This window comes from Mesorhizobium sp. dw_380 (assembly GCF_018588885.1).
Lineage (GTDB): Bacteria > Pseudomonadota > Alphaproteobacteria > Rhizobiales > Rhizobiaceae > Mesorhizobium.
The window spans coordinates 1-24,322 of the sequence record NZ_JAFFIW010000017.1 but is presented as its reverse complement, the minus strand read 5'-3'; the positions used below and the strand labels follow the sequence as shown (position 1 = coordinate 24,322).

The 24,322-nt window shown below is 64.7% G+C and carries 19 protein-coding genes, 1 tRNA gene and 1 pseudogene; 8 read left to right on the top strand and 13 right to left on the bottom strand.

The genetic code is table 11. The features are described 5' to 3' along the window. Positions 1-52: 52 nt before the first annotated feature. Positions 53-1,627 (bottom strand): phytoene desaturase family protein, encoded by a 1,575-nt coding sequence (locus JT360_RS17820; RefSeq protein ID WP_214473011.1) that lies wholly within the window; start codon positions 1,625-1,627, stop codon positions 53-55. A gap of 118 nt (positions 1,628-1,745) precedes the next feature. Between JT360_RS17820 and JT360_RS17815 the strand changes: the two genes are divergently transcribed. The 6 genes from JT360_RS17815 (at position 1,746) to JT360_RS17790 (ending at position 12,432) form a co-directional block, all read left to right on the top strand. Next, positions 1,746-2,537 carry a cyclase family protein gene (locus JT360_RS17815; RefSeq protein ID WP_214473008.1) on the top strand — a complete coding sequence of 264 codons (792 nt, stop codon included), beginning with the start codon at positions 1,746-1,748 and terminating at the stop codon, positions 2,535-2,537. A 314-nt stretch (positions 2,538-2,851) separates the two neighbouring features. Beyond that, the gene (locus JT360_RS17810; protein WP_214473006.1) at positions 2,852-4,423 is read left to right on the top strand and encodes a phytoene desaturase family protein; all 1,572 of its coding nucleotides are present in this window, start codon (positions 2,852-2,854) and stop codon (positions 4,421-4,423) included. Next, a complete protein-coding gene (locus JT360_RS17805; RefSeq protein ID WP_214473004.1) occupies positions 4,423-4,905 on the top strand; it encodes a MarR family winged helix-turn-helix transcriptional regulator in 483 nt (160 codons plus the stop codon). Before JT360_RS17810 ends, JT360_RS17805 begins: the two co-directional genes overlap by 1 nt. A 44-nt stretch (positions 4,906-4,949) precedes the next feature. Further along, on the top strand, positions 4,950-7,103 hold the full coding sequence (locus tag JT360_RS17800; RefSeq protein WP_214473002.1) for a thiamine pyrophosphate-dependent enzyme: 2,154 nt from the start codon (positions 4,950-4,952) through the stop codon (positions 7,101-7,103). Then, positions 7,096-8,682 carry an indolepyruvate oxidoreductase subunit beta family protein gene (locus JT360_RS17795; protein WP_214473001.1) on the top strand — a complete coding sequence of 529 codons (1,587 nt, stop codon included), beginning with the start codon at positions 7,096-7,098 and terminating at the stop codon, positions 8,680-8,682. Before JT360_RS17800 ends, JT360_RS17795 begins: the two co-directional genes overlap by 8 nt. A gap of 339 nt (positions 8,683-9,021) precedes the next feature. Further along, entirely contained in the window at positions 9,022-12,432 is a 3,411-nt protein-coding gene (locus JT360_RS17790) for an acyl-[ACP]--phospholipid O-acyltransferase (RefSeq protein WP_214472999.1), read from the top strand. Between the two features lie 90 nt (positions 12,433-12,522). Here the strand turns inward: JT360_RS17790 and JT360_RS17785 are convergent, their stop codons facing one another. The 11 genes and pseudogenes from JT360_RS17785 to JT360_RS17735 form a co-directional block, all read right to left on the bottom strand. Further along, on the bottom strand, positions 12,523-13,761 hold the full coding sequence (locus tag JT360_RS17785) for a DUF1501 domain-containing protein (protein ID WP_214472997.1): 1,239 nt from the start codon (positions 13,759-13,761) through the stop codon (positions 12,523-12,525). Between the two features lie 49 nt (positions 13,762-13,810). Next, positions 13,811-15,264: pseudogene (locus JT360_RS17780) on the bottom strand (DUF1800 domain-containing protein). A 111-nt stretch (positions 15,265-15,375) separates the two neighbouring features. After that, positions 15,376-15,657, bottom strand: coding sequence for a GCG_CRPN prefix-to-repeats domain-containing protein (locus tag JT360_RS17775; protein ID WP_214472995.1), 282 nt, complete (start codon positions 15,655-15,657; stop codon positions 15,376-15,378). 110 nt (positions 15,658-15,767) lie between these two features. Beyond that, positions 15,768-16,229 (bottom strand): periplasmic heavy metal sensor, encoded by a 462-nt coding sequence (locus JT360_RS17770; protein ID WP_214472993.1) that lies wholly within the window; start codon positions 16,227-16,229, stop codon positions 15,768-15,770. Then, positions 16,226-16,678, bottom strand: coding sequence for a hypothetical protein (locus tag JT360_RS17765; RefSeq protein WP_250888882.1), 453 nt, complete (start codon positions 16,676-16,678; stop codon positions 16,226-16,228). Before JT360_RS17765 ends, JT360_RS17770 begins: the two co-directional genes overlap by 4 nt. A 119-nt stretch (positions 16,679-16,797) precedes the next feature. Further along, complete coding sequence (locus JT360_RS17760) at positions 16,798-17,340, bottom strand: RNA polymerase sigma factor (RefSeq protein ID WP_214472991.1); 543 nt, start codon at positions 17,338-17,340, stop codon at positions 16,798-16,800. A 45-nt stretch (positions 17,341-17,385) separates the two neighbouring features. Continuing rightward, entirely contained in the window at positions 17,386-17,850 is a 465-nt protein-coding gene (locus tag JT360_RS17755) for an EF-hand domain-containing protein (RefSeq protein WP_214472989.1), read from the bottom strand. A 200-nt stretch (positions 17,851-18,050) separates the two neighbouring features. Next, positions 18,051-18,239 (bottom strand): YodC family protein, encoded by a 189-nt coding sequence (locus JT360_RS17750; RefSeq protein ID WP_214472988.1) that lies wholly within the window; start codon positions 18,237-18,239, stop codon positions 18,051-18,053. Positions 18,240-18,327: 88 nt separating this feature from the next. Next, positions 18,328-19,308 (bottom strand): glycosyltransferase family 8 protein, encoded by a 981-nt coding sequence (locus tag JT360_RS17745; protein ID WP_214472987.1) that lies wholly within the window; start codon positions 19,306-19,308, stop codon positions 18,328-18,330. A gap of 127 nt (positions 19,309-19,435) precedes the next feature. Further along, positions 19,436-20,419 carry a YihY/virulence factor BrkB family protein gene (locus tag JT360_RS17740; protein WP_214472986.1) on the bottom strand — a complete coding sequence of 328 codons (984 nt, stop codon included), beginning with the start codon at positions 20,417-20,419 and terminating at the stop codon, positions 19,436-19,438. Positions 20,420-20,627: 208 nt separating this feature from the next. Continuing rightward, positions 20,628-20,703 (bottom strand) — tRNA-Thr (locus tag JT360_RS17735). 286 nt (positions 20,704-20,989) lie between these two features. On the opposite strand from JT360_RS17735, the gene JT360_RS17730 reads away from it, so the two are divergent. After that, positions 20,990-22,135, top strand: coding sequence for a DUF2339 domain-containing protein (locus tag JT360_RS17730; RefSeq protein ID WP_214472980.1), 1,146 nt, complete (start codon positions 20,990-20,992; stop codon positions 22,133-22,135). A 29-nt stretch (positions 22,136-22,164) separates the two neighbouring features. After that, positions 22,165-22,569: a YybH family protein gene (locus tag JT360_RS17725; RefSeq protein ID WP_214472978.1), complete on the top strand. Its 405-nt coding sequence runs from the start codon at positions 22,165-22,167 to the stop codon at positions 22,567-22,569. Here the strand turns inward: JT360_RS17725 and JT360_RS17720 are convergent. Further along, positions 22,566-24,170 (bottom strand): cisplatin damage response ATP-dependent DNA ligase, encoded by a 1,605-nt coding sequence (locus JT360_RS17720; RefSeq protein WP_214472976.1) that lies wholly within the window; start codon positions 24,168-24,170, stop codon positions 22,566-22,568. The genes JT360_RS17725 and JT360_RS17720 overlap by 4 nt on opposite strands. Positions 24,171-24,322: the final 152 nt, after the last annotated feature.

The following is a 24,322-nucleotide window of genomic DNA, read 5'->3' as shown; positions in this document are numbered from 1 at the left end:
TTCGTGGGCAGCAGCGCCTTGCCTCTCGTCGCCTCCATAAAATCTTCGGCTCCTACCTCCCGCCAAGCTGTTGCGCGAGCATGAAGCCCGAAGCCGCACCGGTGCCGGCGCCCGGCCACGTCGCGGCACCCGTGAGATGCAGATTGGCCACCGGTGTGTTCCATCCGGCATGGCCGCGTGCCGGGCGGAACAAAAAGTTCTGCGCCAGATGGTGGCTGCCGCAGACCTGGTCGCCGCCGACGAGGTTCGGGTTCTCGCGTTCGAGATCGATGGGCGAAAACACCGCCCGGCCCAGAATCTTGTTTCGCAGGCCGGGCGCGTAGGTCTCGATGATGTCGAGCACCCGGTCGGCGTACGCCTCCTTGACCTGATCCCAATGTGCGGGCGCGATCTTGCCGGCGGCATCGCCAAGGATTTCCGCTGGCAGCATGCGCACCTGCACCCACAGAACGTGCTTGCCTTCAGGCGCCCGCGACGGATCGATCGCGGTCGGCTGGCCAACCACCAACACAGGTTCGTCCGGCAGCATGCCCGCGATCGCTTGCTGATAAGTGCGCGACATGGCGTCTAGCGACGGCGACAGATGCACATAGGCGAATTGCCGAAGTTCTGATCCCGCGCGCCAGTCCGGCAAATCGTCCAGCGCCAGATGGATCATCATCGTGCCGGGCGCATGGCGGAATTTCCGCATCGCCGTGTCGAAGCCGGCGTCGCCGGACCCATTGGGCAGCAGCTTGCCGGTTAGCTCCTTCGGCGCGACGCCGGCGATGACCGCTTTGGTGGCGGTATGCCTCTCACCCGAAGCGAGCCGCACGCCGGTCGCCTTGCCGGCGGAAACCGTGATCTCGGCCACCTCGGCGCCGGTGGCGATCGTGCCGCCGGCAGCCTTCACCATGCCGGACAGCGCCCGGATGATGGTGTCGGCGCCGCCCTTGCCCAGCACCATGCCGAAGCTCTGGTTGGCCATCGATTCCAGATAGGGGAACACGGCACCGCCAGCGATGTCGGGGGCGAAGTCGAGATGCATGCCCCAGGTGGCGAGCGTTGCCCGCACATGAGGCGACACGAAGTTTTCCTCCAGCCACGCGCGGGGTGAAGAAAGCAGCAGACGGCCGGTGTCGAGCGCGCCGGCAATGCCCTTCTTGCGCCATAGGGTCCACGCGATGCCGGCAAGCGCGCGGGCGCTCATCGGCGAGCCCAGCAGCCGGAACAGATGCTCGGCCTCCGCCGGAAAGGCGGCAACCAGCCCGCGCCATGTCGCGGCATCGGCGGTGGAGAAAGCGGCCATGCGCGCTGCGGTCATTTCCAGATCGTTGCTGACGCCGAACCAGCGTCCGTCCGGAAAGGCGCTGGCAAAACAGTCGGTGACCGGCGCGAACTCCAGGCCCTGTGCTTTCAATTCATTTGCATATTTCCGGTGGAAGGCGGAGCCGGCAAACAGGCTCAGATTCATCGCGCCGAAATCGTGCCGGAAGCCGGGAAGGGTGAACTCGCGGGTCTGGACGGCGCCGCCGATTGTTGCACTGCGCTCGAAAATCCCGGTTTTCCAGCCTTTGAGCGCCAGATGCGCGGCGCATGCCAGACTGTTGTGGCCCGCCCCGACAAAGATGGCGTCGAACTCGCTCACGCCCCGTTCCCATTTCCTTTATGCTTAAAGATAATTGCAGATGCATATGTTTTCGTCTAGTAGGATATTAAGGGCCGAGACGAGCCTTGATCATGTCAGAAAAGAGGGAACACAGACCATGGACACGCAAACACTCCTCGGCGAAGTCGCCGGCCAGCTGCTTTCAGGCGCCATCAAGGTGGTCGACCTGTCGGCGCCGCTCGGACCCGACACACCGCTGATCAAGCTGCCGCCGGAGCTTGCCGTCGACACGCCGAAGGTCGAGATCCATTCGATCTCCCGCTATGACAAGAACGGCCCATGGTGGGCGTGGAACTGGCTGAAGCTCGGCGAGCATTCGGGCACGCATTTCGATGCGCCGCAGCATTGGATCAGCGGCAAGGATTATGCCGACGGCGCCACGGACACCATTCCGGTGCAGAACTTCGTCGGTCCGGTCAATGTCATCGACTGCTCGAAGGAAGCCGCCGCCGACCACGATTTCCTACTCACCGTCGACCACATCAAGGCATGGGAAGCCAAGCATGGCGCGATCAATGCCGGCGAATGGGTGGTGATGCGCACCGACTGGTACAAGCGCAACGGCTCGGAAGCCGAATTCCTCAACGCCAACGAGACAGGCCCGCATACGCCCGGCCCGACGGCCGAAGCCATCCAGTTCCTGATCAGCAAGAACATCAAGGGCTGGGGCTCAGAGACGATCGGCACCGATGCCGGCAAGGCCGGCGGCATGGAGCCGCCATTCCCGGCGCACACGCTGATGCACAAGGCCAACCGTTACGGGCTGGCCAGTCTTTGCAACCTCGACCAGCTACCGCCCAAGGGCGCGATCCTGATCGCCGCACCGCTGAAGATCGAGCACGGCACCGGCAGCCCGATCCGCGCGCTGGCGCTGGTTCCGAAGCAGTAGGATGAGGTGGGTCTTCGGGAGAAGATCATGCGTGAAGGCAATGCGTTGGTGACAGGTGGGGGGTGGTGGCAGGCTTGCAACGCCGCCACTCTTCAGCGCCCCCCTCTGTCCTGCCGGACATCTCCCCCTCTTGGGGGGAGATTGCCAGCTTCAGCGCCCCGCTCATTCCTGCGACATTGGAGGTTGGCGAAGACCGCGATGACAGCCAATCTCCCCCCAAGAGGGGGAGATGTCCGGCAGGACAGAGGGGGGCGCCAAGGAACGCGACGCTGCACAGTTGAAGCGCACCTCCTTTTGTTGGGGAACACGTGCCGATGAAAGCGCCCGATCACATCATCGTCGGCAGCGGCATCAACGCGCTGGTCTGCGCGGCGATGCTGGGCGGCAAGGGAGCAAAGGTGCTCGTGCTGGAGCGCAACGACCGCATCGGCGGCTGCATGCGCACCGAGGAGATCACCGCGCCCGGCTTTATCCATGATGTGATGGCGACGACCTTCGTGCTGTTCATCACCTCGCCGGCCTTCGCGGCATTGGGCGCCGACCTCGCCCGGCACGGGCTGGAGTTCTGCCACACGGCGACGCCGACAGGGGTGTTGCGCCCGGACGGCAGCCATGCCGTGCTCAGCACCGATCGCGCGGCCAATGTCGCGGCCTTCAATGCGATCGCTGCTGGCGACGGCGACCACCACGCGGAGGATGTCGGCAGCATCGAACGCAATGCCGGCCTGCTCTTCGGCCTGCTCGGCGGCAACCTGTGGTCCTATCCGACGGCGAAGCTGCTGGCCGGCGACGCCTGGCGGCGTGGCCCGCGCGGCCTTGGCGCCTTTCTTGGCCAAGCTTTGGTGCCGGCGCGCAGCTGGTTGGAAAGCACCTACCAGTCCGAAACCATCCGGGCGCTGTGGGCGCCCTGGGTGCTGCATGCCGGACTTGGACCCGAGGACGCCTTCTCCGGCCAGATCGCCAAGGTGATCGCCTTCGCGCTGGAAGCGGCCGGCGCGCCGATCGTCAAGGGCGGGGCGAAGAACCTGCTTTCGGCGTTCGAGGCGCTGATCACCGAGCGCGGCGGCGTCATCTCCACCGAATCGGACGTTGCCTCGATCATCCTGGCCGATGGCCGCGCCACCGGTGTGCGGCTGTCCTCCGGCGAAATGGTCCATGCCGCGAAGAGCGTCATCTGCTCCGTCACGCCGACGCAGCTTTACGGCCGGCTGCTCGGCACGGATGCTCCCAAGGCGGATGCCGAGGCGACGCGGAAATACCGCTACGGCAAAGGCAATTTCCAGATCCATTATGCGCTGAACAAGCCGCCGGCATGGCGGGGCGAAGGGCTCGACAAGGTGGCGCTGCTGCATCTGACGCCGGGGCTCGACGGTGTCTCGAAAGCCTGCAACGAGGCGGCGCGCGGCATGCTGCCGGAGGTTCCGACCATCTGCGTCGGCCAGCCGCACGCGCTCGATCCGTCGCGTTGCCCTGAAGGCAAGGCGATCCTGTGGCTGCAACTGCCCGAGGCGCCCCGGCATATCAAGGGCGACGCCGCTGGCAAGCTGCCGGCGCCGGCTGACGGGCAATGGACCGAAGCGCTGCGCGAAGCCTATGCCGACCGTGCCGAAGCGATCCTCGCCAGCCACATCGACGGCTTCAAGGACAGCGTGATTGCGCGCCGCGCCTATTCTCCGGCCGATCTTGAAGCGATGAACATCAATCTGGTCGGCGGCGATCCTTATGGCGGTTCGTCCACCATCGACCAGTCCTTCCTGTGGCGGCCGTTCAAGACTAGCCGCAACCACCAGACCGGCATCAAGAACCTCTACCATATCGGCGCCTCGACCCATCCGGGCGCGGGTCTCGGCGGCGGTTCCGGCTTTCTCCTGGCGGGGAGGCTGTGATGGAACAGAAAATCGCCGAAAAGCGCCAGCGCATTTCGACTCTCGGCCAGATCGGCCTGCAGCAATTCGCGCCCTATCTGATGAACCGCATCATGGGCCGCTACAACGCCACCTTGCGTGACGATTTCCGCAAGCAGGGCCTGACCATTTCGCAGGTGCGCACGCTGGCCGTGCTGTCGGTCACCGACGGCGTCACCGTCAACGACCTCTCGGTCTATACCGTCATCGAGCAGTCGACCTTGAGCCGCACGCTCGACACGCTGGAGGGGCAAGGGTTCGTGCGGCGCGAACAGGGCGTCACCGACAGCCGCATCCGCCATGTGTTCCTGACCGACGAGGGCCGCGCCGAATTCACCCGCGCCTGGCCGGCCATGCATGACGCGTTCGAGGCGATGTTCGACGATATCGATGACGCTGAATATGCAGCACTCATCGCCACGCTTTTGAAGATGCTGAAGAACATTCGCAAGCACGATATCTAGAGGTACGCGCCGCCGATTATGGGCGGCAACGGAAGGAGGCAGAGATGGCTGAACGGTCTTTTGCCAAGGAAGTCGAAAAACTCAGGCTCGGCGCCGGCGAGGAGTTTGCCGGCGAGGGCATCCTCGCCATCACCAAGGCGCTGCTGCAATGCGGTGTCGGCTATGTCGGCGGCTATCAGGGCGCGCCGATCAGTCATCTGATGGACGTGCTGGCCGATGCGCAGGATATTCTGGGCGAACTCGGCGTGCATTTCGAGGCCAGCGCCTCGGAGGCCACCGCCACCGCCATGCTGGCCGCCTCGGTGCATTATCCCATTCGTGGCGCCGCGACCTTCAAGTCGACCGTCGGCACCAATGTCGCCTCCGATGCGCTGGCCAACCTCGCCTCCGGCGGCGTCACCGGCGGCGCGCTGATCATCGTCGGCGAGGACTATGGCGAGGGCTCCTCGATCATGCAGGAGCGCAGCCATGCCTTCGCCATGAAGAGCCAGGTCTGGCTGCTCGACCCGCGCCCGAACCTGCCGTCGATCGTCAAGGCGGTCGAGGACGGCTTCGAACTTTCCGAGATTTCCAACACGCCTGTCATGCTGCAGGTGCGCATCCGCTGCTGCCATGTCCACGGCCATTTCATCGCCAAGGACAACAAGCGGCCGCCCATGACGGTGGCCGATGCGCTGGAGGCTCCGCGCCGCGACACCGGCCGCATCGTGCTACCGCCCGCCTCCTTCCTGCATGAGAAGGAGAAGGTCGCCAAGCGCTGGCCGGCAGCGGTGGATTTCATCCGCAAGAACAGGATCAACGAATTCTTCGGCTCGGATCACGGTTCGGTCGGCATCGTCATGCAGGGCGGCATGTACAATTCGGTCATCCGCGCGCTCCAGCGCCTCGGCCTCGCCGACACCTATGGCGACACCGACGTGCCGCTCTATGTGCTCAACGCCGTCTATCCGCTGATCGACGACGAGTTCCTGTCCTTCTGCGAAGGCAAGCAGGCCGTGCTGGTCGTCGAGGAAGGCCAGCCCAATTACATCGAACAGGCTTTTGCCGCGATGCTGCACAAGGCCGGGCGCGGCACCAGGCTGGTCGGCAAGGAGTATCTGCCGATGGCCGGCGAGTACACCGGCCAGGTGATGCTTGACGGCATCGGCGCCTTTCTGCGCGCCGAGGCGCCACATCTTCTGCCGGGCGAGGTGCGTGCGCCCAATAAGGTTGGCGACGGCGTTGACACCGCGGACCTGATCAATGTCGTGCCGGGCCGCCCGCCGGGCTTCTGCATCGGCTGCCCGGAGCGGCCGATCTTTGCCGCGACAAAGCTGGTCGAGCAGGAACTCGGCAAGCATCACATCGCCTCCGACATCGGCTGCCATCTGTTCTCGATCATGCCGCCCTTCGAATTGGGCGCCACCACCATGGGCTATGGTCTTGGACCGGCCTCGGCCTCGGCGTTCAATTCGCCCGATGCCAAGCGCCGGTCGATCTCCTTCGTCGGCGATGGCGGTTTCTGGCACAATGGCCTGACCTCCTCGATCGGCAATGCGGTGTTCAACAAGAACGACGGCGTCATCGTCATCGTCGATAATTTCTACTCGGCCGCCACAGGCGGCCAGGACATTCTCTCGTCGCGCGCGGGCAACAAGACCAAGTCTACGAAGCATCCAATTACCGAGGCGGTGAAAGGCATGGGCGTCAAATGGCTGCGCCATGTCGACCGCACCTATGATGTCGGCAAGATGCAGGAAACACTGCGCGAGGCGCTGACGACGGAGGAGAAGGGCCCGAAGGTCATCGTCGCCTCGTCCGAATGCATGCTGAACCGCCAGCGCCGCGAAAAGCCGCTGGTCGACAAGGCGATCAAGGGCGGCGAGCGCGTGATCAAACCGAAGTTCGGCGTCGACGAGGACATCTGCACCGGCGATCATGCCTGCATGCGGCTGTCCGGCTGCCCGTCGCTGTCGGTGAAGTCGCTCGACGATCCGCTGCGCGACGATCCGGTGGCAAGTATCGACCAGAACTGCGTCGGCTGCGGCAATTGCGGCGAGGTCGCCGATGCGGCGGTGCTTTGCCCGTCTTTCTACCGCGCCGATGTCGTGCACAATCCGAGCCGCTGGGACCGTTTCCTGGAATCCGCGCGCCGCGCCACCATCAGCCTGTTGCAGCGCCGCCGCGAAAGCCGGCGCCTGACCTTCGCCGATGCTTGACGCTGTCCCGCCATTCCGCGCCCGCCCCGACGCCCAGGATGGCGAGCGCGTCATCAAGCTCGCCGTGCTGGCGGTCGGCGGCCAGGGCGGTGGCGTGCTGGCCGACTGGATCACCGACGTCGCCGAGCGCAATTTCTATGTCGCGCAATCGACCTCGGTCGCCGGCGTCGCCCAGCGCACCGGCGCCACTATCTACTATATCGAGATGGCGCGCGACACCGGCCGCTTGCCGGTCTTCGCGCTGTCGCCCTCGCAAGGCGATGTCGACATATTGATCGCCGCCGAGCTGATGGAGGCTGGCCGCGCTATCATCCGTGGCTTCGTCACGCCCGAGCGCACCACGCTGATCGCCTCGTCGCACCGCATCGCCGCCGTGTCGGAAAAGATCGAGCCTGGCGATGGCCGGGCCTCGTCCTCCAAGGTGCATGCGACGGCTGAAGCGGCGTCCAGACGTTTCATCGCCTTCGACATGGAAAAGATCGCCGCCGACAACGGCTCGATGATCTCGGCCAGCTTGCTTGGCGCGCTGGCGGGGTCCGACGCGCTGCCGTTCACGCGCGAAAGCTACGAGCAGGCGATCGGCGCCGGCGGCCGGGGCGTGAAAGCCAGCCTTGCCGCCTTCGGTGCCGCCTATGACCGCGCGCACGGCACGGCCGCACCTGCGCCAAAACCGGCGGAGCCGGCGATTGTCGCATCCGCCTCGGGCGCCGGGCGGGTGAGCGGCCCGCAAGAGCTGCTGCAGGGCTGGCAGGTTCTCGCCGCCCGCATCGACCTGATGCCCCTGGCGGTGCGCGACATGGCGCTCCGTGGCCTGCGAAAGGTGGTCGACTATCAGGACATCGCCTATGGGCGCGAATATCTCGACCGGCTGGACAAGGCCGTCGCGCTGGACAGCGCCGACCACGCCCATGCGCTGTCCATCGCCGCCGCCAAGCATCTGGCCAACGCCATGTGCTACGACGACATGATCCGCGTCGCGGACCTGAAGACGCGTTCCACGCGTGACAAACGCGTGCGCCGCGAGGTAGGCGTCAAGGACGGCTCGATCCTGCAGGTCACCGAATATTTCCATCCGCGCATCGAGGAATTCTGCGGCACGCTGCCGGCAGGGCTGGGCAGCTATATCGAGAACCGGCCGAAACTCGCCGCCTTCCTCGACCGCCGCATCAACCATGGCCGGCGCATCCGCACGGACAGCTTTGCCGGCTTTGCAGCGCTCTGGTTCATTGGCGGCCTGCGCCGCTGGCGCCGCCGCCTGCTGCGCCACAGGGTCGAGACCGTGCATCTCGAGCGCTGGTACGCATCGGCGCTCGGCCATGTGCCGGCCGACTATGCGCTGGCCGTCGAAATCCTCAACTGCCGCAGGCTGATCAAGGGCTACAGCGACACCCACGTCCGCGCCCAGTCGAAATTCGACCGGGTGCTGTCGGCACTTCCCATGCTCAAGGGCCGCGACGATGCCGCGGACTGGATCCGCCGCCTGCGCGAGGCAGCGTTGAAGGATGAGAGGGGCGACATGCTCGATGGCGCGCTGAAGACTGTGGCGACGCTGGGACCAGATCCGGCAACCGGCAACTGAGCGCTCTTATCCTGAGGTGTTCCTGAGGTGTCACCAGGCGACGGCTCCGTTGATGGGCGCGGAGCGCCAGAGGCTTAGCCGTGGCGTCGCCGGCCTGACGATCAGCCCGTTCTCCGTTGCGGTGAACGCCGTTCATTTTCCTGCTTGAACAATGTTCAAGATGTGCTAGGGTGCGGCTGTGAACGATGTTCATTTCCGGCAGGCCGAAAGCCACGGGTGAGCGTCGAACGCAGTAAGGAAGTTTAATCAGCTCACTGATATCACCGGGATTGAAACAGCGCCTTAACCTGCAGGGCCCACCGGCACACCGTTCTAGGGTTCCGCCAAATGGAAATCGCCATGAACACTCATCTCATGTTGTCCAGGCGCTTTGCGCCTCTGTTCTGGACGCAGTTCCTGTCCGCCTTCAACGACAATTTCCTGAAGAATACGCTTGTGTTCCTTATCCTGTTCACGCTGGCCGCCGACAAGGCGGCGTCACTGGTCACCTTGGCCGGGGCCGTCTTCATGGCCCCCTTCCTGTTGTTGTCCGCCCTTGGCGGCGAAATCGCCGACCGTTTTGACAAGGCCTTGATCGCCGGCCGGCTGAAATTCACCGAGATCGCCGCCGCTGCCGTCGCCGTCGTCGGCATCGCGCTTTCGTCGATCCCGGTCTTGATGACGGCGCTGCTGATGTTCGGCATCATCTCGGCGCTGTTCGGGCCGATCAAATACGGCATCCTGCCCGATCATCTCGAGCGCAAGGAACTGCCGCGCGCCAATGCCTGGATCGAATCGGCGACCTTCGCCGCCATCCTCGGCGGCACCATCGCCGGCGGCGTCGTCTCGGTCGATGGCATAGGCGTCACGGTCTTCGGGCCAATCATGATGGCCCTTGCTGTCAGCTGCTGGTTCGTCAGCCGCTACATTCCGTCCACCGGTTCGGCGGCGCCCGACCTCATCATTGACCGGAACATCTTTCGCTCGACCTGGCGGCAGGTCGACGGATTGCGTGGCGACAAGCGGATCTGGCGCGCCGGACTGATGACGTCATGGTTCTGGCTGATCGGCGCCATCGTGCTTTCGATCCTGCCGACCTTGATCAAGGATTCTCTTGGCGGCAACGAGATCGCCGTCACTGCCTATCTCGCGGTGTTCGCCGTCTCGATCGCCGTCGGTTCGGCCATCGCCGCATGGATGTCGCAAGGGCGCATCGTGCTTCTGCCGGCACCGGTCGGCACCGCGCTGCTGGCGCTGTTCGGCCTCCACCTGGCCTGGACCATCTGGAGCATGCAGCCTTCGCCGAAGGCCGAGACCCTTGGCCTGTTCTTCGCCGGGGCGAACACGATCCGTGTTGCGATCGACCTCGCGGGCATGGCCATCGCCAGCGCCTTCCTCGTGGTACCGACCTTCGCCGCCGTGCAGGCCTGGTCGCCCGAAGCACGCCGCGCCCGCGTCGTCGCCGCCGTCAGCATCGTCAATGCCGGCTTCATGACGGTCGGCGGCATCCTGGTCGCCGCGATTCAGGCGGCTGGCGTTTCCACCGGCGGCATCCTGTTCGGCCTCGCCGCGGCCAACGCCGTCGCCGCCTGGCTGATGCTGAAATATTTGCCGACCAACGCCTTCCGCGATTTCGTCTCGATCCTGTTCCGCGCCTTCCACCGCCTGGAAGTCGAGGGCATGGAAAACCTCAAGGCGGCCGGCCCGGCGCCGATCCTGGCGCTCAACCATGTCAGCTTCCTCGACGGTCCGCTGGCGCTGACGCTGACCGATGAGGAGCCGGTCTTCGCCATCGATTACACGATCGCCCAGGCTTGGTGGATGAAGCCGTTCATGAAACTCGCTCGTGCCTTGCCGCTCAACCCGGCGAAGCCCATGTCGACCCGCACACTGATCAAGGTCGTGCAGGGCGGCGATCCGTTGGTGATCTTCCCGGAAGGCCGCATCACCGTTACCGGCGGCCTGATGAAGGTCTATGACGGCGCCGCCATGGTTGCCGACAAGACCGGCTCGATGGTGGTGCCGGTGCGCATCGACGGGCTGGAAAAGAGCTATTTCTCGCGGCTGACCGCGCAGCATGTTCGCCGCCAGCTGTTCCCGAAGGTCAAGGTGACCATTCTGGAGCCGGTCAAGCTTGCGGTGCCGCAGGAGTTGAAGGGCCGCAATCGCCGCGCCGTGGCCGGGTCCGCCCTCTACCAGGTGATGTCGGACCTCGTCTTCCGCACTCAGGATATCGACAAGACCGTGCTGGAAAAGATCATCCAGACCGCGACCGAGCGCGGCATGAAGCAGCTCGCCGTGCAGGATCCGGTCACCGGTTCGCTGAGCTACGGCAAGCTGCTGACGGCGGCCGCTGTGCTGGGTGAGAAATTCGAGACGCTCTATGCCGGCCAGCAGACGCTCGGCATCATGCTGCCCAATGCCAACGGCTCTTGCGCCACGCTGCTTGGCGTCATGTCGGCCGGCAAGGTTCCGGCGATGATCAACTTCACCGCAGGCGTGGCCAACATCCTCTCCGGCTGCAAGGCCGCCGAGGTGCGCACCGTTCTCACCTCGCGCGCCTTTGTCGAACAGGCAAAGCTCGGCGCCGTAGTCGAAGAACTCGGCCGGTCAGTCGACATCGTCTGGCTCGACGATTTGCGCACGACCATCGGCCTCAAGGACAAACTGCTCGGGCTTTTGCGCAAGAGCACGCCCAGGGTCGCTCAAAAGGCCACTGACCCGGCGGTGATCCTGTTCACCTCGGGTTCGGAGGGTACGCCCAAGGGTGTGGTGCTTACCCACCGCAACATCTTGGCCAACGCCGCGCAAGCCGCCTCACGCATCGATTTCCACTCGGGCGACAAGGTCTTCAACGTGCTGCCGATCTTCCACTCCTTCGGCATGACGGCTGGCACGGTGCTGCCGCTGATCTCGGGCGTGCCGGTCTATTTCTACCCCTCGCCGCTGCATTACCGCATCGTGCCGGAACTGATTTACGCTTCGAACGCGACGATCATCTTCGGCACCGATACGTTCCTCAGCGGCTATGCGCGTACCGCGCACCCGTACGATTTCCGCTCGGTGCGCTATTGCTTTGCCGGCGCTGAACCGGTCAAGGCGTCGACGCGCGCTACCTATATGGAGAAGTTCGGCCTGCGCATCCTCGAAGGCTATGGCGTGACCGAAACAGCACCTGTGATCTCCATCAACACACCGATGTACAACCGGTCCGGCAGCGTCGGCAAAATCATGCCCGGCATGGAATATCGCCTCGATCCGGTGCCGGGCGTCGAGGATGGCGGGCGGCTGCATGTACGCGGGCCCAACGTGATGGCGGGCTATCTGCGCGCCGACAAACCAGGCGTCCTCGAACCGCTGCCTGATGGCTGGCATGACACCGGCGATGTCGTTGCCGTCGACCAGGCGGGTTTCATCACCATTCGCGGCCGCGCAAAGCGCTTCGCCAAGATCGGCGGCGAGATGGTTTCGCTCGCCGCCGTCGAGGCGCTGGCGGGTGAATTGTGGAAGGGCTCGTTGTCGTCGGTCGCAGCGGTGGCGGATGCGCGCAAGGGCGAGAAGCTCATTCTGATCACCGAGGCTGCCAACGCGACCCGCGCGGATTTCCTCGCCTTCGCCAAGGCGAATGGCGCCATGGACCTGATGGTGCCTGCCGAAGTGCGCGTCGTCCACAAAGTCCCGGTGCTCGGCTCGGGCAAGCTCGACTTCGCCGGCGTGACCAGGCTCGTGCTGGGAGAGGACGTGCCGGTCGCCAAGGTCGAGGCTGCCTGATCAAGGCATGCTCGATGGCGCGCGGTGAAAACCGTGCCGACGCCCAGCGAAGGCGTCGGCCGACAGTGGAGCCGGTATTCGTTCAAGCGATCAAGCGACGAGATCCCGCATAGGCTTCACCGCGCCTGACTCCGGAAACACCTTGTCGCCGAGCACGGCGGCCGACAGACCGAACTGGTCGGCGAGCAGGCCCTTCAGCACTGCCCTGACATCGCTGGTCGGGGCAAGGTCGCGCTGTTCGTAGAGCTGGGCCGGCTTCAGTCCCGGCCAGTCGGCGATGACGCGGCCGCCCTTGATCGCGCCGCCGGCGAGCAGCACCACCGTGCCGGTGCCGTGATCGGTGCCGACCGTGCCGTTGATCCGCGCCGTGCGGCCGAACTCGGTGATGGCGACGATCGCCGTATCCTTCCAGCGCTCGCCGAGACCCTTTTCGAATTCCTCGAAGGCGCCGTCGAGGCCGCCGAGCAGCGTGGCGAGCCGGCCAGTCGCGCCGCCTTCGTTGACATGCGTGTCCCAGCCGTCGAAGGCCAGCGCTGCAACGCGGGGCCCGTCATCGGCGGCGATCAGCTTGGCGGCACCTTGCGCGGCCTGCCGCATGCCGGCGGCGCTGTCGAAGCCGCCCTTCGGCTTCATCGCATTAGCGTCCATCTGGTCATCGAGCGCCATGCGGTCGGCGTCGAGCCCCTTTTGCAGGGCCACCGCCAGCATCGGATCGCGATGTTGGTAGAGGTCGAGAACCCGGGCCGCGAGATCACCGGCCGGCGCCGGCAGGGATTGCGGCGCCCAGCCGAGCACCGGAGCGGCGCCCCGGATCACCAATGGCGTCGACGGTCCGACGGCCAACCCGCCGAGTGTCGCCACGCGATCGCCCGCCGGCAGGCCTTCGAGCGCCCGGTTGAGCCATCCGGTCGCGACATGGCCCGGGCCGGCGAAACCGCTTTCCAGCACATCCTGGCCATCGAAATGCGAGCGCTCGCGATAGCCCGTGGCGGCCGCATGCACCACAGCCGCCTGGTTTGCCTTGAACAGCCTGGCGAACACCGGCATCGCCGGATTGACCGCGAAGAAACCATCGAGCGGCAGCGCCGGGTGCGGGCCGTCAAGCGACAGCGCGATGTCGCCATGCAGGCTGACATAGTCGGGATCGCCGACCGGACCGACCGCCGACAGGCCGTCGAGCGCACCGCGCAGGACGATGACGATCAGGCGCGGATCGCGATTGTCGGCTGCCCGGGCGAAACGGGGCAGATAGGCCCAGGCAAACAGTGCGCCGCCGGTCATCAGCACCGCGCGGCGAGAAGGATTAGGGGTTTCACACAGCAGGCTCATGACTTGGTCTCCATGGGAGTTGCCGGCGCCAAAACTATCGTCGCTCGCGTCATCGTCTCTGGAATTCCGGGGCCATCAGCAGCAGCGCCAGGCCTTGCTGCTTGGATTCGGCGCGGGCGATCGCTTGGCGCGTTTCCGGCGAGGCGGAGGGGCCGATGAGGGCGTCGAGCATGTCGTTGGGATTGCTGATATCCCCAGCCTGACGGGCCGCCTGCCAGGCGATGTCCAGGCGTACCTTCATGCCTTCGGCCGACGCCCAGCTGTCTGTCCGGTCGGAAAAACCATTCGGTCCCGGCGGCTGCCAGAGCGGCTCGCCCAGTGTGTTGAGCCAGCCCAGCGACTGGTTGGGCACATTCGTCGGGCCAGGGCCAGCCGCGCGGCGGACGGCGACGACATACTCGAGTGGTGAGCGCAGTTTCATCATCGGCGTCGACCACGCCTCGGGCAAATCGATCAGCGCCATCGCCAGTGCCCTGAGATCGCCGTCGCTCTTGGCGAACACTTTGGCAAGGCGGGCAACCGCCGCGGGTGGCGGATCGTCCGCTATGAAATGGCGGGCGAACGCGGTGGCGATGTGCTGTGCCGTCGCCGGATGGCGGGCGATATCGTTGAGCGCGGCCTCGGCCTGGCCCATGCCGCCGGCCGGATAGGTCTTGCCGAGCAGCACCGCGTCGCCCGGCTCATGCGCATTGGCGTTGAAGACGGAACTGCCGGGTTCGCCCAGCCGTCCTTCCCGCCCGGCGATCGTCCAACCGGTCAGGATGCGCGCGAAGCTGGTGACATCGGCTTGGCTGTAGCCGCTGCCGACCCCCAGCGTGTGCAGTTCCAGATCTCGCGGGCGAGGTTCTCGTTGAGCCCACGCTTGCGGTTCTTGCCGGCGCGGGAATCCGGGCCGATCGACTGCTGGTTATCCAGATAGAACAGCACCGCCGGATGACGTTCCACCGCCAGCAGCATGTCGGCGAAGCGGCCGAGCACGAAAGGGCGGATGGCTTCGCGCTCGAAGGCGCCGGCGCTGGCGCGCACGATCGGGTTCTTCGCCACCGAGACGCAGAAATGGTTCGACCAGAAATAGACCAGCCGTTCGACGAAGCCGACATCGGCCTGCAGCGCTTTGTCGAGACGCGCCTGCGCCTCGGCCCGAAACAGCGTGACCTCGACCCGGGGAATGTCGGGTTTGGCTGGCTGCGCCGGCGGTGTTGCCGGAAGGTCGGTCATCGGCGCCTGCGGCCCGGTCGCGGCTGTCTGCTCCCGATCAAGCTTGCGCTCCATGCGCGCCGCCATGCTGGCCTGGATGGCGGATGTGCTCCCCATCAGCGCTGCATGGGTCGGATCTTCGGGCGACATAAGGGCAATGTCGGGCCGTTTGAGTTCGGCTTTCAAAGAGCCGCGCGCATCGTTGGCAATCTTGTCGCGATCACCAGGCCGTGCGCCGAGCCCGAAGCGGTTTAAGGCAACCAGGGCCGGATCTGGCAGAAGGGAATCCGAAGCCGGGACAGCCATGGTGAGCTTTCCATCGTTCGTTTCACGCGCGGGGCGCATGGCTCCGCCAAGATATCCAGTCTCTTCGGCTGGAGAGGGCCAGGCGGCGAAACCGCCTGGCCCCGCACGTATCTACCAGTGACGGTGCCAGCGGTGCCAATGACGATGCGGATGCCAGACATGGTAGCCAGGGCCGACGATAAAGGGTCGCACGACGACGCGGTTCGGCACGCAACGGCCCCAGCGGTTCGGATGCCAGCCTATACCGCAACCCCAGCGGACATGTTCCACCAGCGCTGGAGCCGCCGGTTTGGCGACCGGCACGATCGGCATTGCATTGGACGTCGCGGCTGCCGCGACGGTTCCACTAACGGCCAGGACAGCGGCTGCTGCATAGTTTGTCAGACGGTTCATCGTTGAACTCCGAGTGCTCGAGTTGGAAGATAGCCCGCCCGCATCATGCGATCGGCCAGGCTTGGCCCTTCCTTTCGTTTAACGGCGTCGCAAGCATTTTCCGTCGGTCGTCACGGCGATTTTTTTGGCGCGACGGCGGCGCGGCGTTCGACATGGCGCAGCAGCGCCTGCGCCAGCACGCTCCGGTTTTCGGGTGACGTATTCGCCGCGAAGCCGACAATCGCCTGTTCAAGCCGGGTGCGCACGGCCACGTCGGCGTTGCGCGCGCGCTCAAGGGCAGCGGACAAGGCCGCGGCATCCACAACGGGCTGCTGCAACAGCTCCGCTGCCTCTTGCCTTGCCTGCTGGCCATCGAGAATGATCTGACGGGAGTCCATGCGGACCTGGCGCAGCGTCTTGCGGAACGCCTTGCGGTCCTGGTCGGGAAGCCGGCCGCCGGCCGATTCCAGCGAGTAACCCGCGCCTGCCCTGGCATTTCTCAGCCAGACGGCGCCGCTGACGAGGGCGCCGGCCAGAAAGACGTTCAGCACAATCGAAGCGACGACCAGGCCACGGATCCAGCGCGTGCTCATAGGCTCTCCTCGCTGTTCTCGGCATCGGAGCCGGCATCGCCGAATGCCGTCGCATTGGCATCGAGCACGTAGTGGTCGGGCGAAGCCTCTGGTGTGACGACGGTCACCAGGGCCAGCCCCGCGACGGCGCCAGCCAGTCCGACGCCGGCAAGCCCCAGCCCCAGCCACCAGAACCGTTGACGCCGGCGCTGGGCGAGATGCCGGTCGGCGACGCGCAGGATCGCGTCATGCAGCGCCTTGCTGGGGTGTTGGACACTGTAGCCGTCGAGCAGGGCGTCAAGCGCGCCGGCATGTCGCGAAATGGCCTGGCCTGCCTCGCTCGAAGCAAAGGCCGCGGCCGCTTCGCGCTCCGCGTGCGGCCAGCGTCGCAAATCGCCGCCATAGGCTTCGGCGAGCGCCGCGAAACGCTTGGCATCCATTGCCGGGCCGACCTCGATGTCTTCAGCCATCTGTTTTCCCCTTGCCCCTTGGCGCCGCGTGCCGACGCGGATTGGAAACGTGGCAAACCGGCCCCCACCGGACGCCCGCAAGGCGCGATGAATGCCCGGTATTCATAGCCGCGCTCCTCTCAGTCATGGACGCCATCCCTGGCCAGGATCGTCTGCAAGGCCCGCCGGCCGCGCGAAAGCAGGCTCTCCAGGGCATCGATGCTTATCTCCAGGGTCGCGGCCGCCTCTATGTTGGACATCTCCTGATAATAGACCAGGATGATCGCCTCGCGTTGGCGTGGCGCGATTGCTTGCAAGGCTTGCTCGACCCGCTGTGCGTCTTCCCGCGGATGGGAGTCGGGAAGCGGTGCGGGGTCGGCCACCTCCGGCAAATCGTCGGTCACCCATTCGCGGCGCCGGCGAAGCCGGTCGTAGCAAAGGTTGAGCGTCACGCGGTGGATCCAGCTGTCGAAGCGTGCATTGCCGCGCCGCCAGCTCGAGGCATGGCGCCAGATGCGCGCGAAGGTTTCCTGCGCGACGTCCTCGGCCTCCGCCGCGTCGCCCAGCATGCGCACGGCAAGCGAAAGGATGCGCGGCAGCTTGCGCGCGACGAGCGTCCGCACCGCCGCGGGATCGCCAGCGCCGACCCGACGAACCAGCTCCTCGTCCGGATCGGCGCTCATCGGCTGGCGCACCCCTGATATCCATGACGCGTCATAGCCTCTTGGTCATTGCTCCGGCTTGGGAGCGGATTTGTGGCCTGGCATCTCGTCGGCCGTCAGGACGCCGTCGCCATTCTTGTCCAGCCTGGCGAAGCGCTTGGCGAAGAACGCGTCGAGCTCAGCGCGATCGATGAAGCCGTCATGGTTGGAATCGATGCGCGCGAAGGCTTGGGCGGCGTCGCCCGTGGCATTGCGCTTGGCCTGGAAGGCCTCCCATTCCAGCAGGCTGATCTTGCCGTCACCGTCTGTGTCGGCGGCCATGATCGCCTTCTCGCGCCGTTTCTGGAACTTGGCCAGCGTGATGTCGGACTTGGCTTTTGCCGCGGCAGGGGACATGGCGGCTGGCGGCGTGGCGGCCGGGGATGTGGCGGCAAGTGGCTTGGCAACTGGGGGCTGCGTCGCTGTCTGGGCAAGAGCCGCAGCAGCGGTCAGCAGGCTCAAGGCAGTGGCAAGGATAGAACGGCGTATCATGCTTTCAGCGTCTCCGGTTGGCGCGTCCCATGGCCCATGCCATGGTCACGCTTCAACCGTTAAACGCGGCGACGGCGGAAATCCGTCGGTCGTCTCGTGCCGGTCCTCAGATTGTCGGCGAGGGCGCGTCCGTGACGCAGCGCCCGGCGCCATCCGAATTCATGCCCGGCCGGCCACCACTCCTGGCGAACGGGCTTGGATTATCTCGATTGGTCGGCGGCCACCAACTGATCCGACTTGAAGCCCGCATGTTGCGGGGTCCACACATCACCCTCGCGGTTGAACCAGTGGCACAGATACATGCCGGAAGCGGCGCCGTCGCTGACCGTCATCGTCGGGCCTCCCGACTTCAGCTTGACGACGTCTCCGGTCTTGAAAGTATTGGGCATTTGGACCTCCCATGCTGACGTCACGAGTTTCCCACCAAACCCCTGTCTCGACAATGGCGGACATGCTTTGCCGGCCTTGTATGTGCTGCTAGACGTAGCCCGCCGCCTTCTCCGGATACTGCACGGCGAGGAGCTCCTGATCGGCATGAGATGCGAACAAATCATTGGTCTTGGCGGCATCAAAGCGCGATCGGCGTTTCAGCTTTTCGTCATGTGTCAGAAGGCTGACCAGCGGATCGAACTTGCGGCCTAATCGCTTGATGAAATTGTCGAGGTGCGAGGCAGGCCGATCGAAGCGACTTGACCATGGCGTTGCTCTCGCCATCTCGCGATAGATAGCCAAGGCTTCCGGCTCGACGCCAAGAGGCTTGTCCGACCATGGCTTTCCCCAGCTGAAATGTCGGGCATAGGCTTGGTGGAAGGGAATCTGGCCGCTGAAGTTGGTCATCACATTCCAGGCAGGATGCATGGTTTGCCATTGGCCTTCGAAGACAACGTTCAAGGCATCCTGATCGAAGGCCTGGCACATGTCCGGGTGATCCACGGCGAATTGCCGGGAACTGGCCAACAGCCCACCGCTGCGCACCAGTGACATGTTGAACATCAGCACGCCGGCGTTGAATTTGGGCGCACCCGGCCGCAACGGTAACCTTCGCCGATAGGTCATGTCGAAATAAGATGGAATATCATGCGCTGCCAGAAGCGGCGCCTTCAGGTCCGTATTGGCCAAATCCGTGATCGAGCGGTTGAAAAGGACATCGCTGTCCGCATAGACGATGTGGTCATAGGACGCGAATTCGGGCAACTGGTCGGCAAAGAGACGGATGTAGGTGGAAAGCCCGAGCCTGCCATTGTTTGCCGCGAAATCGGACAGGTAGGTCGAAACGTCGATAAAGGTAATGCGACCGCCAAGCAGCTTTCGCGCTGTTTCGATATCGCTGTGGCTGACGCCCATCTGCAGGATGAAGCCGTCGATCGGATCCGAGACAGCGGCTACGCGCAGCGCCGCGAGACAGGCATACGGGAAGTAATTGCCGTCCGTGGCGAAGAAGTAACACGACTTTGACAAGCTACCCATCCCGCCTTGCATCTGCATATCGCTGTGGAGTCAGGCCGCATACAGCATCCGCATTGCAGCAGCGCCAGACGCGGTACGCCATGGGTGCCGTTAGCACGGACCGGTGTGTAACGACACATCAATCCGCGATCTTGCCCAGCGTGTCGGCGACGACCGCACCGCGCTTGCCCATCGGCAGGGGTGCGCCTGTGGTCGAGTCGATGGCCGTCTGATGCTCCATCTCCGCATTGATTGCCGCGCCGGCGATGAGGATGATGACGGAGATCCATGTCCACATCATCAAGCCGACAACCGCGCCCAGCGACCCGTATGTGGCGTTGTAATTGGCAAAATGTTGCAGGTAAAATGAGAAGAGCCACGATGCGGCGACCAAAATCACGGTGGCGATCGAGGCTCCCCAGCTAAGCCATCGCCACTTCGCATGTTCTCGGCTCGGTCCGAAGCGGTAGAGCAGGGAAATGCCGGTCAGCATGGTGGCCATCAGGATCGGCCATCGAGACACCGCGACCAGCGTCTCTGTCCATGCATCGAGGTAGAAATAGCGCAACAGGGCCGGAACGACGCCCACCGTCAGCAACAGCACGATGCCGATCAGCAGGGCTCCGATCGTGAACAGGATCGACATCAGGTTGAGCGTGACGAAGCTGCGTTTTTCGCGCTCCTCATAGGCGATGTTCATCGCATCGAAGAGTGCCTTCATGCCGCTGTTGGCGCTCCACAGCGCGATGCCGAGGCCGATGAAGAAACCGGTGCCCAGGGCGCTCGGCTTCTGCCTGGCCAGGGCCTGCAACTGATCGCGAATAAGGTCGATTCCACCCGACGGCAGCAATCCGTTGAGATAGGCGACATGGTCTGCCACCGTGACGGGGTCCGCGACAAAACCATAGATCGAAATGAATGCCGCTAGCGCTGGAAACAGCGCCAGCAGCAGATAGAAGGTGGCGCCGGCCGCGATCAGCAGAACCCGGTCCTTGTTGAATTCTTCCCAGAGCCGCCAGAAGATGTCTTTCCAGCCGAGTCGCGGGATTTGTGATGGCCAATCCGCGTCGCGACCCCGGTCTGCTCGTCGCGACCTCCGGCTCGCCGTGCCATCTTCGCTCATCGATGCGGCGCGACTGGCTGCTTCTGCGTCGACCAACGAGGATCGCTCGCCTGTCGTGTGTGGGCTTCTTTTCGCCTTGGAAGCCACTGTGCGCCCCCTATTCAGCAACTCCATAACGCCGGGGCGGCGCACCTGTTCCGTGGCGCGTCTCACGTCGATGCGCAGCTGCGTTCCGCACAATTCCCGGTCGAAGATACAGGTGAAGCGTTGGTGCCGCTTAGGTGACTCGAACACCTGACCCCATCATTACGAATGATGTGCTCTACCAACTGAGCTAAAGCGGCCCGGGAAGCCAAGGCCTCCAAGATGGCTGGGTGATAGACTCAACCGGCTGCGAATTCAAGATGCGACTTGGCAAATCATGCGAGCGGCGTTCGCCCTCGTCGAAACCGGGTTTGCGTACTTTGAGTGCGGGAATTACCGGCATAATCCGATTTTGTTTGCCGGAATATCGCGAAGATGGACTTTGGACGGCCCGTCGAGGCAGAATGCGGCTGCCCGCCCGTTGATTGATTGGTCGCCTGCGGCTAACCATCACACAGGATTGGGCGATTTGCAGAGGGACCTCGCTTGGACGCGATCGAAAAAGCGATCCGGAACGCCTTGGAAAAGGGCAATGCCGAGGACCGCGCGTTCCGCGAGAGGGTCTACCGGTCGGCCTTTGCCGCGCTCGATCGTGCGCTCCAGGCCAATCCCAGCGTGACCGTGGAAGTGGCCATCAACCGCCGCAAGTCGATTCAGGCGAAGATAACCGAAATCGAATCCGAGTTCCTGCCGGCGGTGCCGGATGTCGCCCCGCAGGTCGACGCCCCGGCGGGCGAGCCCGCGGCTGGCACAGCGCCCGCGATCGAGACCGGCCAGGAGGCGCCGTCGCCCGCCGTCACCGTCGAAGGGCCAGCGCAGCCCGCATCCGACACGCCGCGCTCGCGCGTGCTGCCGGTCGTTCCCGACATCATGCCGGACGCTGCGCTCCCCGGTGCGCCGGCCATCGACATGTCCGCTCCCGCCCTGCCCGGTTCCGCGACCGAAGTGGCGCCCGACCGCGATGAGCGCCGCATTCGCGGACGCCGCCTGCCGCTGACCGCCATTTTCTTCACCGTGACCCTGCTTGCCGCGCTCGGCATCGGCCTGTTTTTCGCCAAGCAGACCGGCGTGTTCAAGACGGCGGCCCAGCTCGATACGGCGCCCCCGGAGGCACCGCCAACCGTCGAGGACGACGATTTCACGCCGGCCGACGGCGCCAACGCGCCGGCGAAGCCCGGTGCTGCCGACCAGTCGCACGACTGGATCAACGTCTTCTCGCCGACCGACCCGACGCATGTCGCCGCGCCGTCGGATGCCAAGGCCGCGGTCATGAAGGACGATACCGGACCGTTCCTGCGCATCCAGTCCGGCGCCTCCGGTTCGGCGATCGCCTTCGACGTCGGGCAGGGCGTGCTGGAGAAGCTCGCCGGCAAGCACGCCGTGTTCGACATCATCGCCCGCGCCGAGGACGGCAAGGACACGCAGATCTCCGTCGATTGCAATTTCGGCGAGCTCGGCGACTGCGGCCGCAAGCGCTACGCGGTCGGCCAGCAGCGCAACGAATATCTGTTCGACGTGCGGTTCCCCGACAAGCATCCGGGTTCGGCTGGAACCATCGCCATCAATTCCGATTTCGACAAGCAGGGCAAGGCGGTCGACATCTACGAGATCCGTGTCTCGATTGAACCGTGACGTCTGGCCCGCGACGGGAGCATGGCGGAATGACGACTTCGCAGACGAAAGATGCCAAACAGGTTCGCGAGCTGATCGAGCGGTGGGCAGAGGCTGTGCGCCGCAAGGACATGGAAGGAATTCTGCGCCATCATTCGCCGGACTTTGTCATGTTCGATGTGCCGCCGCCGCTTCAGTGCAGCGGTATCGAGGCCTATCGGGATACCTGGCCGCTGTTCTTCGGCGCCTCGCCTGAGCGGCCGGTCTTCGACATCGTCGATCTCAAAGTCACTGCCGGCGCCGATGTCGCTTTCGCGATTGCCCTGATGCGCTGTATCGTGGTGAAGAAGACCGAGTCCAGCGATCTTGATTTCCGCCTGACCATCTGTTTCCAGAAGATCGCCGGCCAGTGGACGTTCATGCATGAGCATCACTCCATTCCGGCCGTGGATTAGCTTTCCTGAAGTAGCGCCTGCAGCGTCTCAATGCGGTCGGCTTCATTGGCCGGCTTGTCCCAGCGCAGCCGTGAAATGCGGGGAAAGCGCATTGCGACGCCGGATTTGTGCCTTGTTGAGCGGTTGAGCCCCTCGAAGGCGACTTCCAGCACCAGCCCATTGTCGCGGTCCGCCCGCACCGAGCGCACCGGTCCGAAGCGCTCGACCGTGTTGTCGCGGACATATTTGTCGATCTGCTTCAGCTCTTCGTCGGTGAAGCCGAAATAGGCCTTGCCGACCGGCACCAGTTCCTCCTCGCCCTCGGCCCCGGACCAGACGCCGAACGTGTAGTCGGAGTAGAAGCTCGAGCGCTTGCCATGGCCGCGCTGGGCATACATCAGCACCGCGTCCACCGTGTGCGGATCGCGCTTCCACTTGAACCACGGGCCTTTCGGCCGGCCGGCGACATAGGGCGAGTCCCAACGCTTCAGCATCACGCCTTCGATGATCGGGTGCGGCGGAGCCCGGCGCAGGTCCTCAAGTGCCTGCCAGTCCGCGAAATCGACGAAGGGCGACAGATCGAAACGGCTCGGGTCGAGCGTCTTCACGAAGGCTTCGAGGCGGCCGCGCCGTTCCCGGAACGACAGTGCGCGCAAATCTTCCTCACCCATCTGCAGCACATCGTAGCAGCGCATGAAGGCAGGATATTGCTGCTGCATCTTCGGCGTCACCGTCTTGCGGTTCAGCCGCTGCTGCAGGTCGGAGAAGGTTCCCGTCGCCTCACGCGGGTCGCCGACCAGCAATTCGCCATCGAGTGCCGCGGAAAAATCCATCGCGTCGGCGAGATCGGGAAAGGCGCCGGAGACATCGTCGCCGGTGCGCGAATAGAGCCGGCGGATGCCGCCTTCCGCCACCGCCTGGACGCGGATGCCGTCCCATTTCCATTCGGCCGCATAATCCGCCGGATCGAGCTTTTCGAGATCGCCGTCGCCGACCGGGTTCGACAGCATCACCGGGCGGAACAGCGCCATCGCCGTGTTCCGCGGTTTGTCGGCCTTGCCTTCCAGCCAGGCGAACAGCGCGGTGTAAGGCGGCGACAGGCCGTGCCAGAGTTCCTCGATCTCGGCGACGTCGACCTTGCCGAAATCGGCCAGCGCCTGCTTGGCAAGACGCGCCGACACGCCGATGCGCAGGCCGCCGGTGACCAGCTTGATGATGGCGAAGCGCGACGAGATGCCGGCGCTGTCGAGCAGCCCCGCCAGTATCTTCGGTCCGTCGGAGCGGCTGGCCGCTTGCAGCTTGGCCACGACCTCGCCAAGCGTCGGCTCGCGGTTCGGGATGTGCCCCGGCGTTTGCGGCCAGACCAGCGACACGGTCTCGGCGAGATCGCCGACATAGTCATAGGAATAGCCGAACAGCACCGGGTCCATGCGTTCGGTGACCAGCGTGCGCAGCATTGCCGGCTTGACCGCCGCTATATTCAGGTCGCCTGTGATGGCGGCCAGCGCCAGGCCGCGATCCGGGTCCTCGACGCTGCGGAAATAATCGGTCAGTAAGGTCAGCTTGCCATTGCGCGATGGCATCAGCACCAGGCGGTCGAGAAGTTCGGCGAAGCGGTTCATGGCGTAATGAACCGCGCCAATCGGCGCGCGCAGCGTTCTGTCGCGCCCCCCTCTGTCCTGCCGGACATCTCCCCCTCTAGGGGGGAGATTAGCAGCTTCGCCGGCTGCGCCTTGTTTGCATCGCTGAAGATTGGCGAAAGCGGCGATGATAT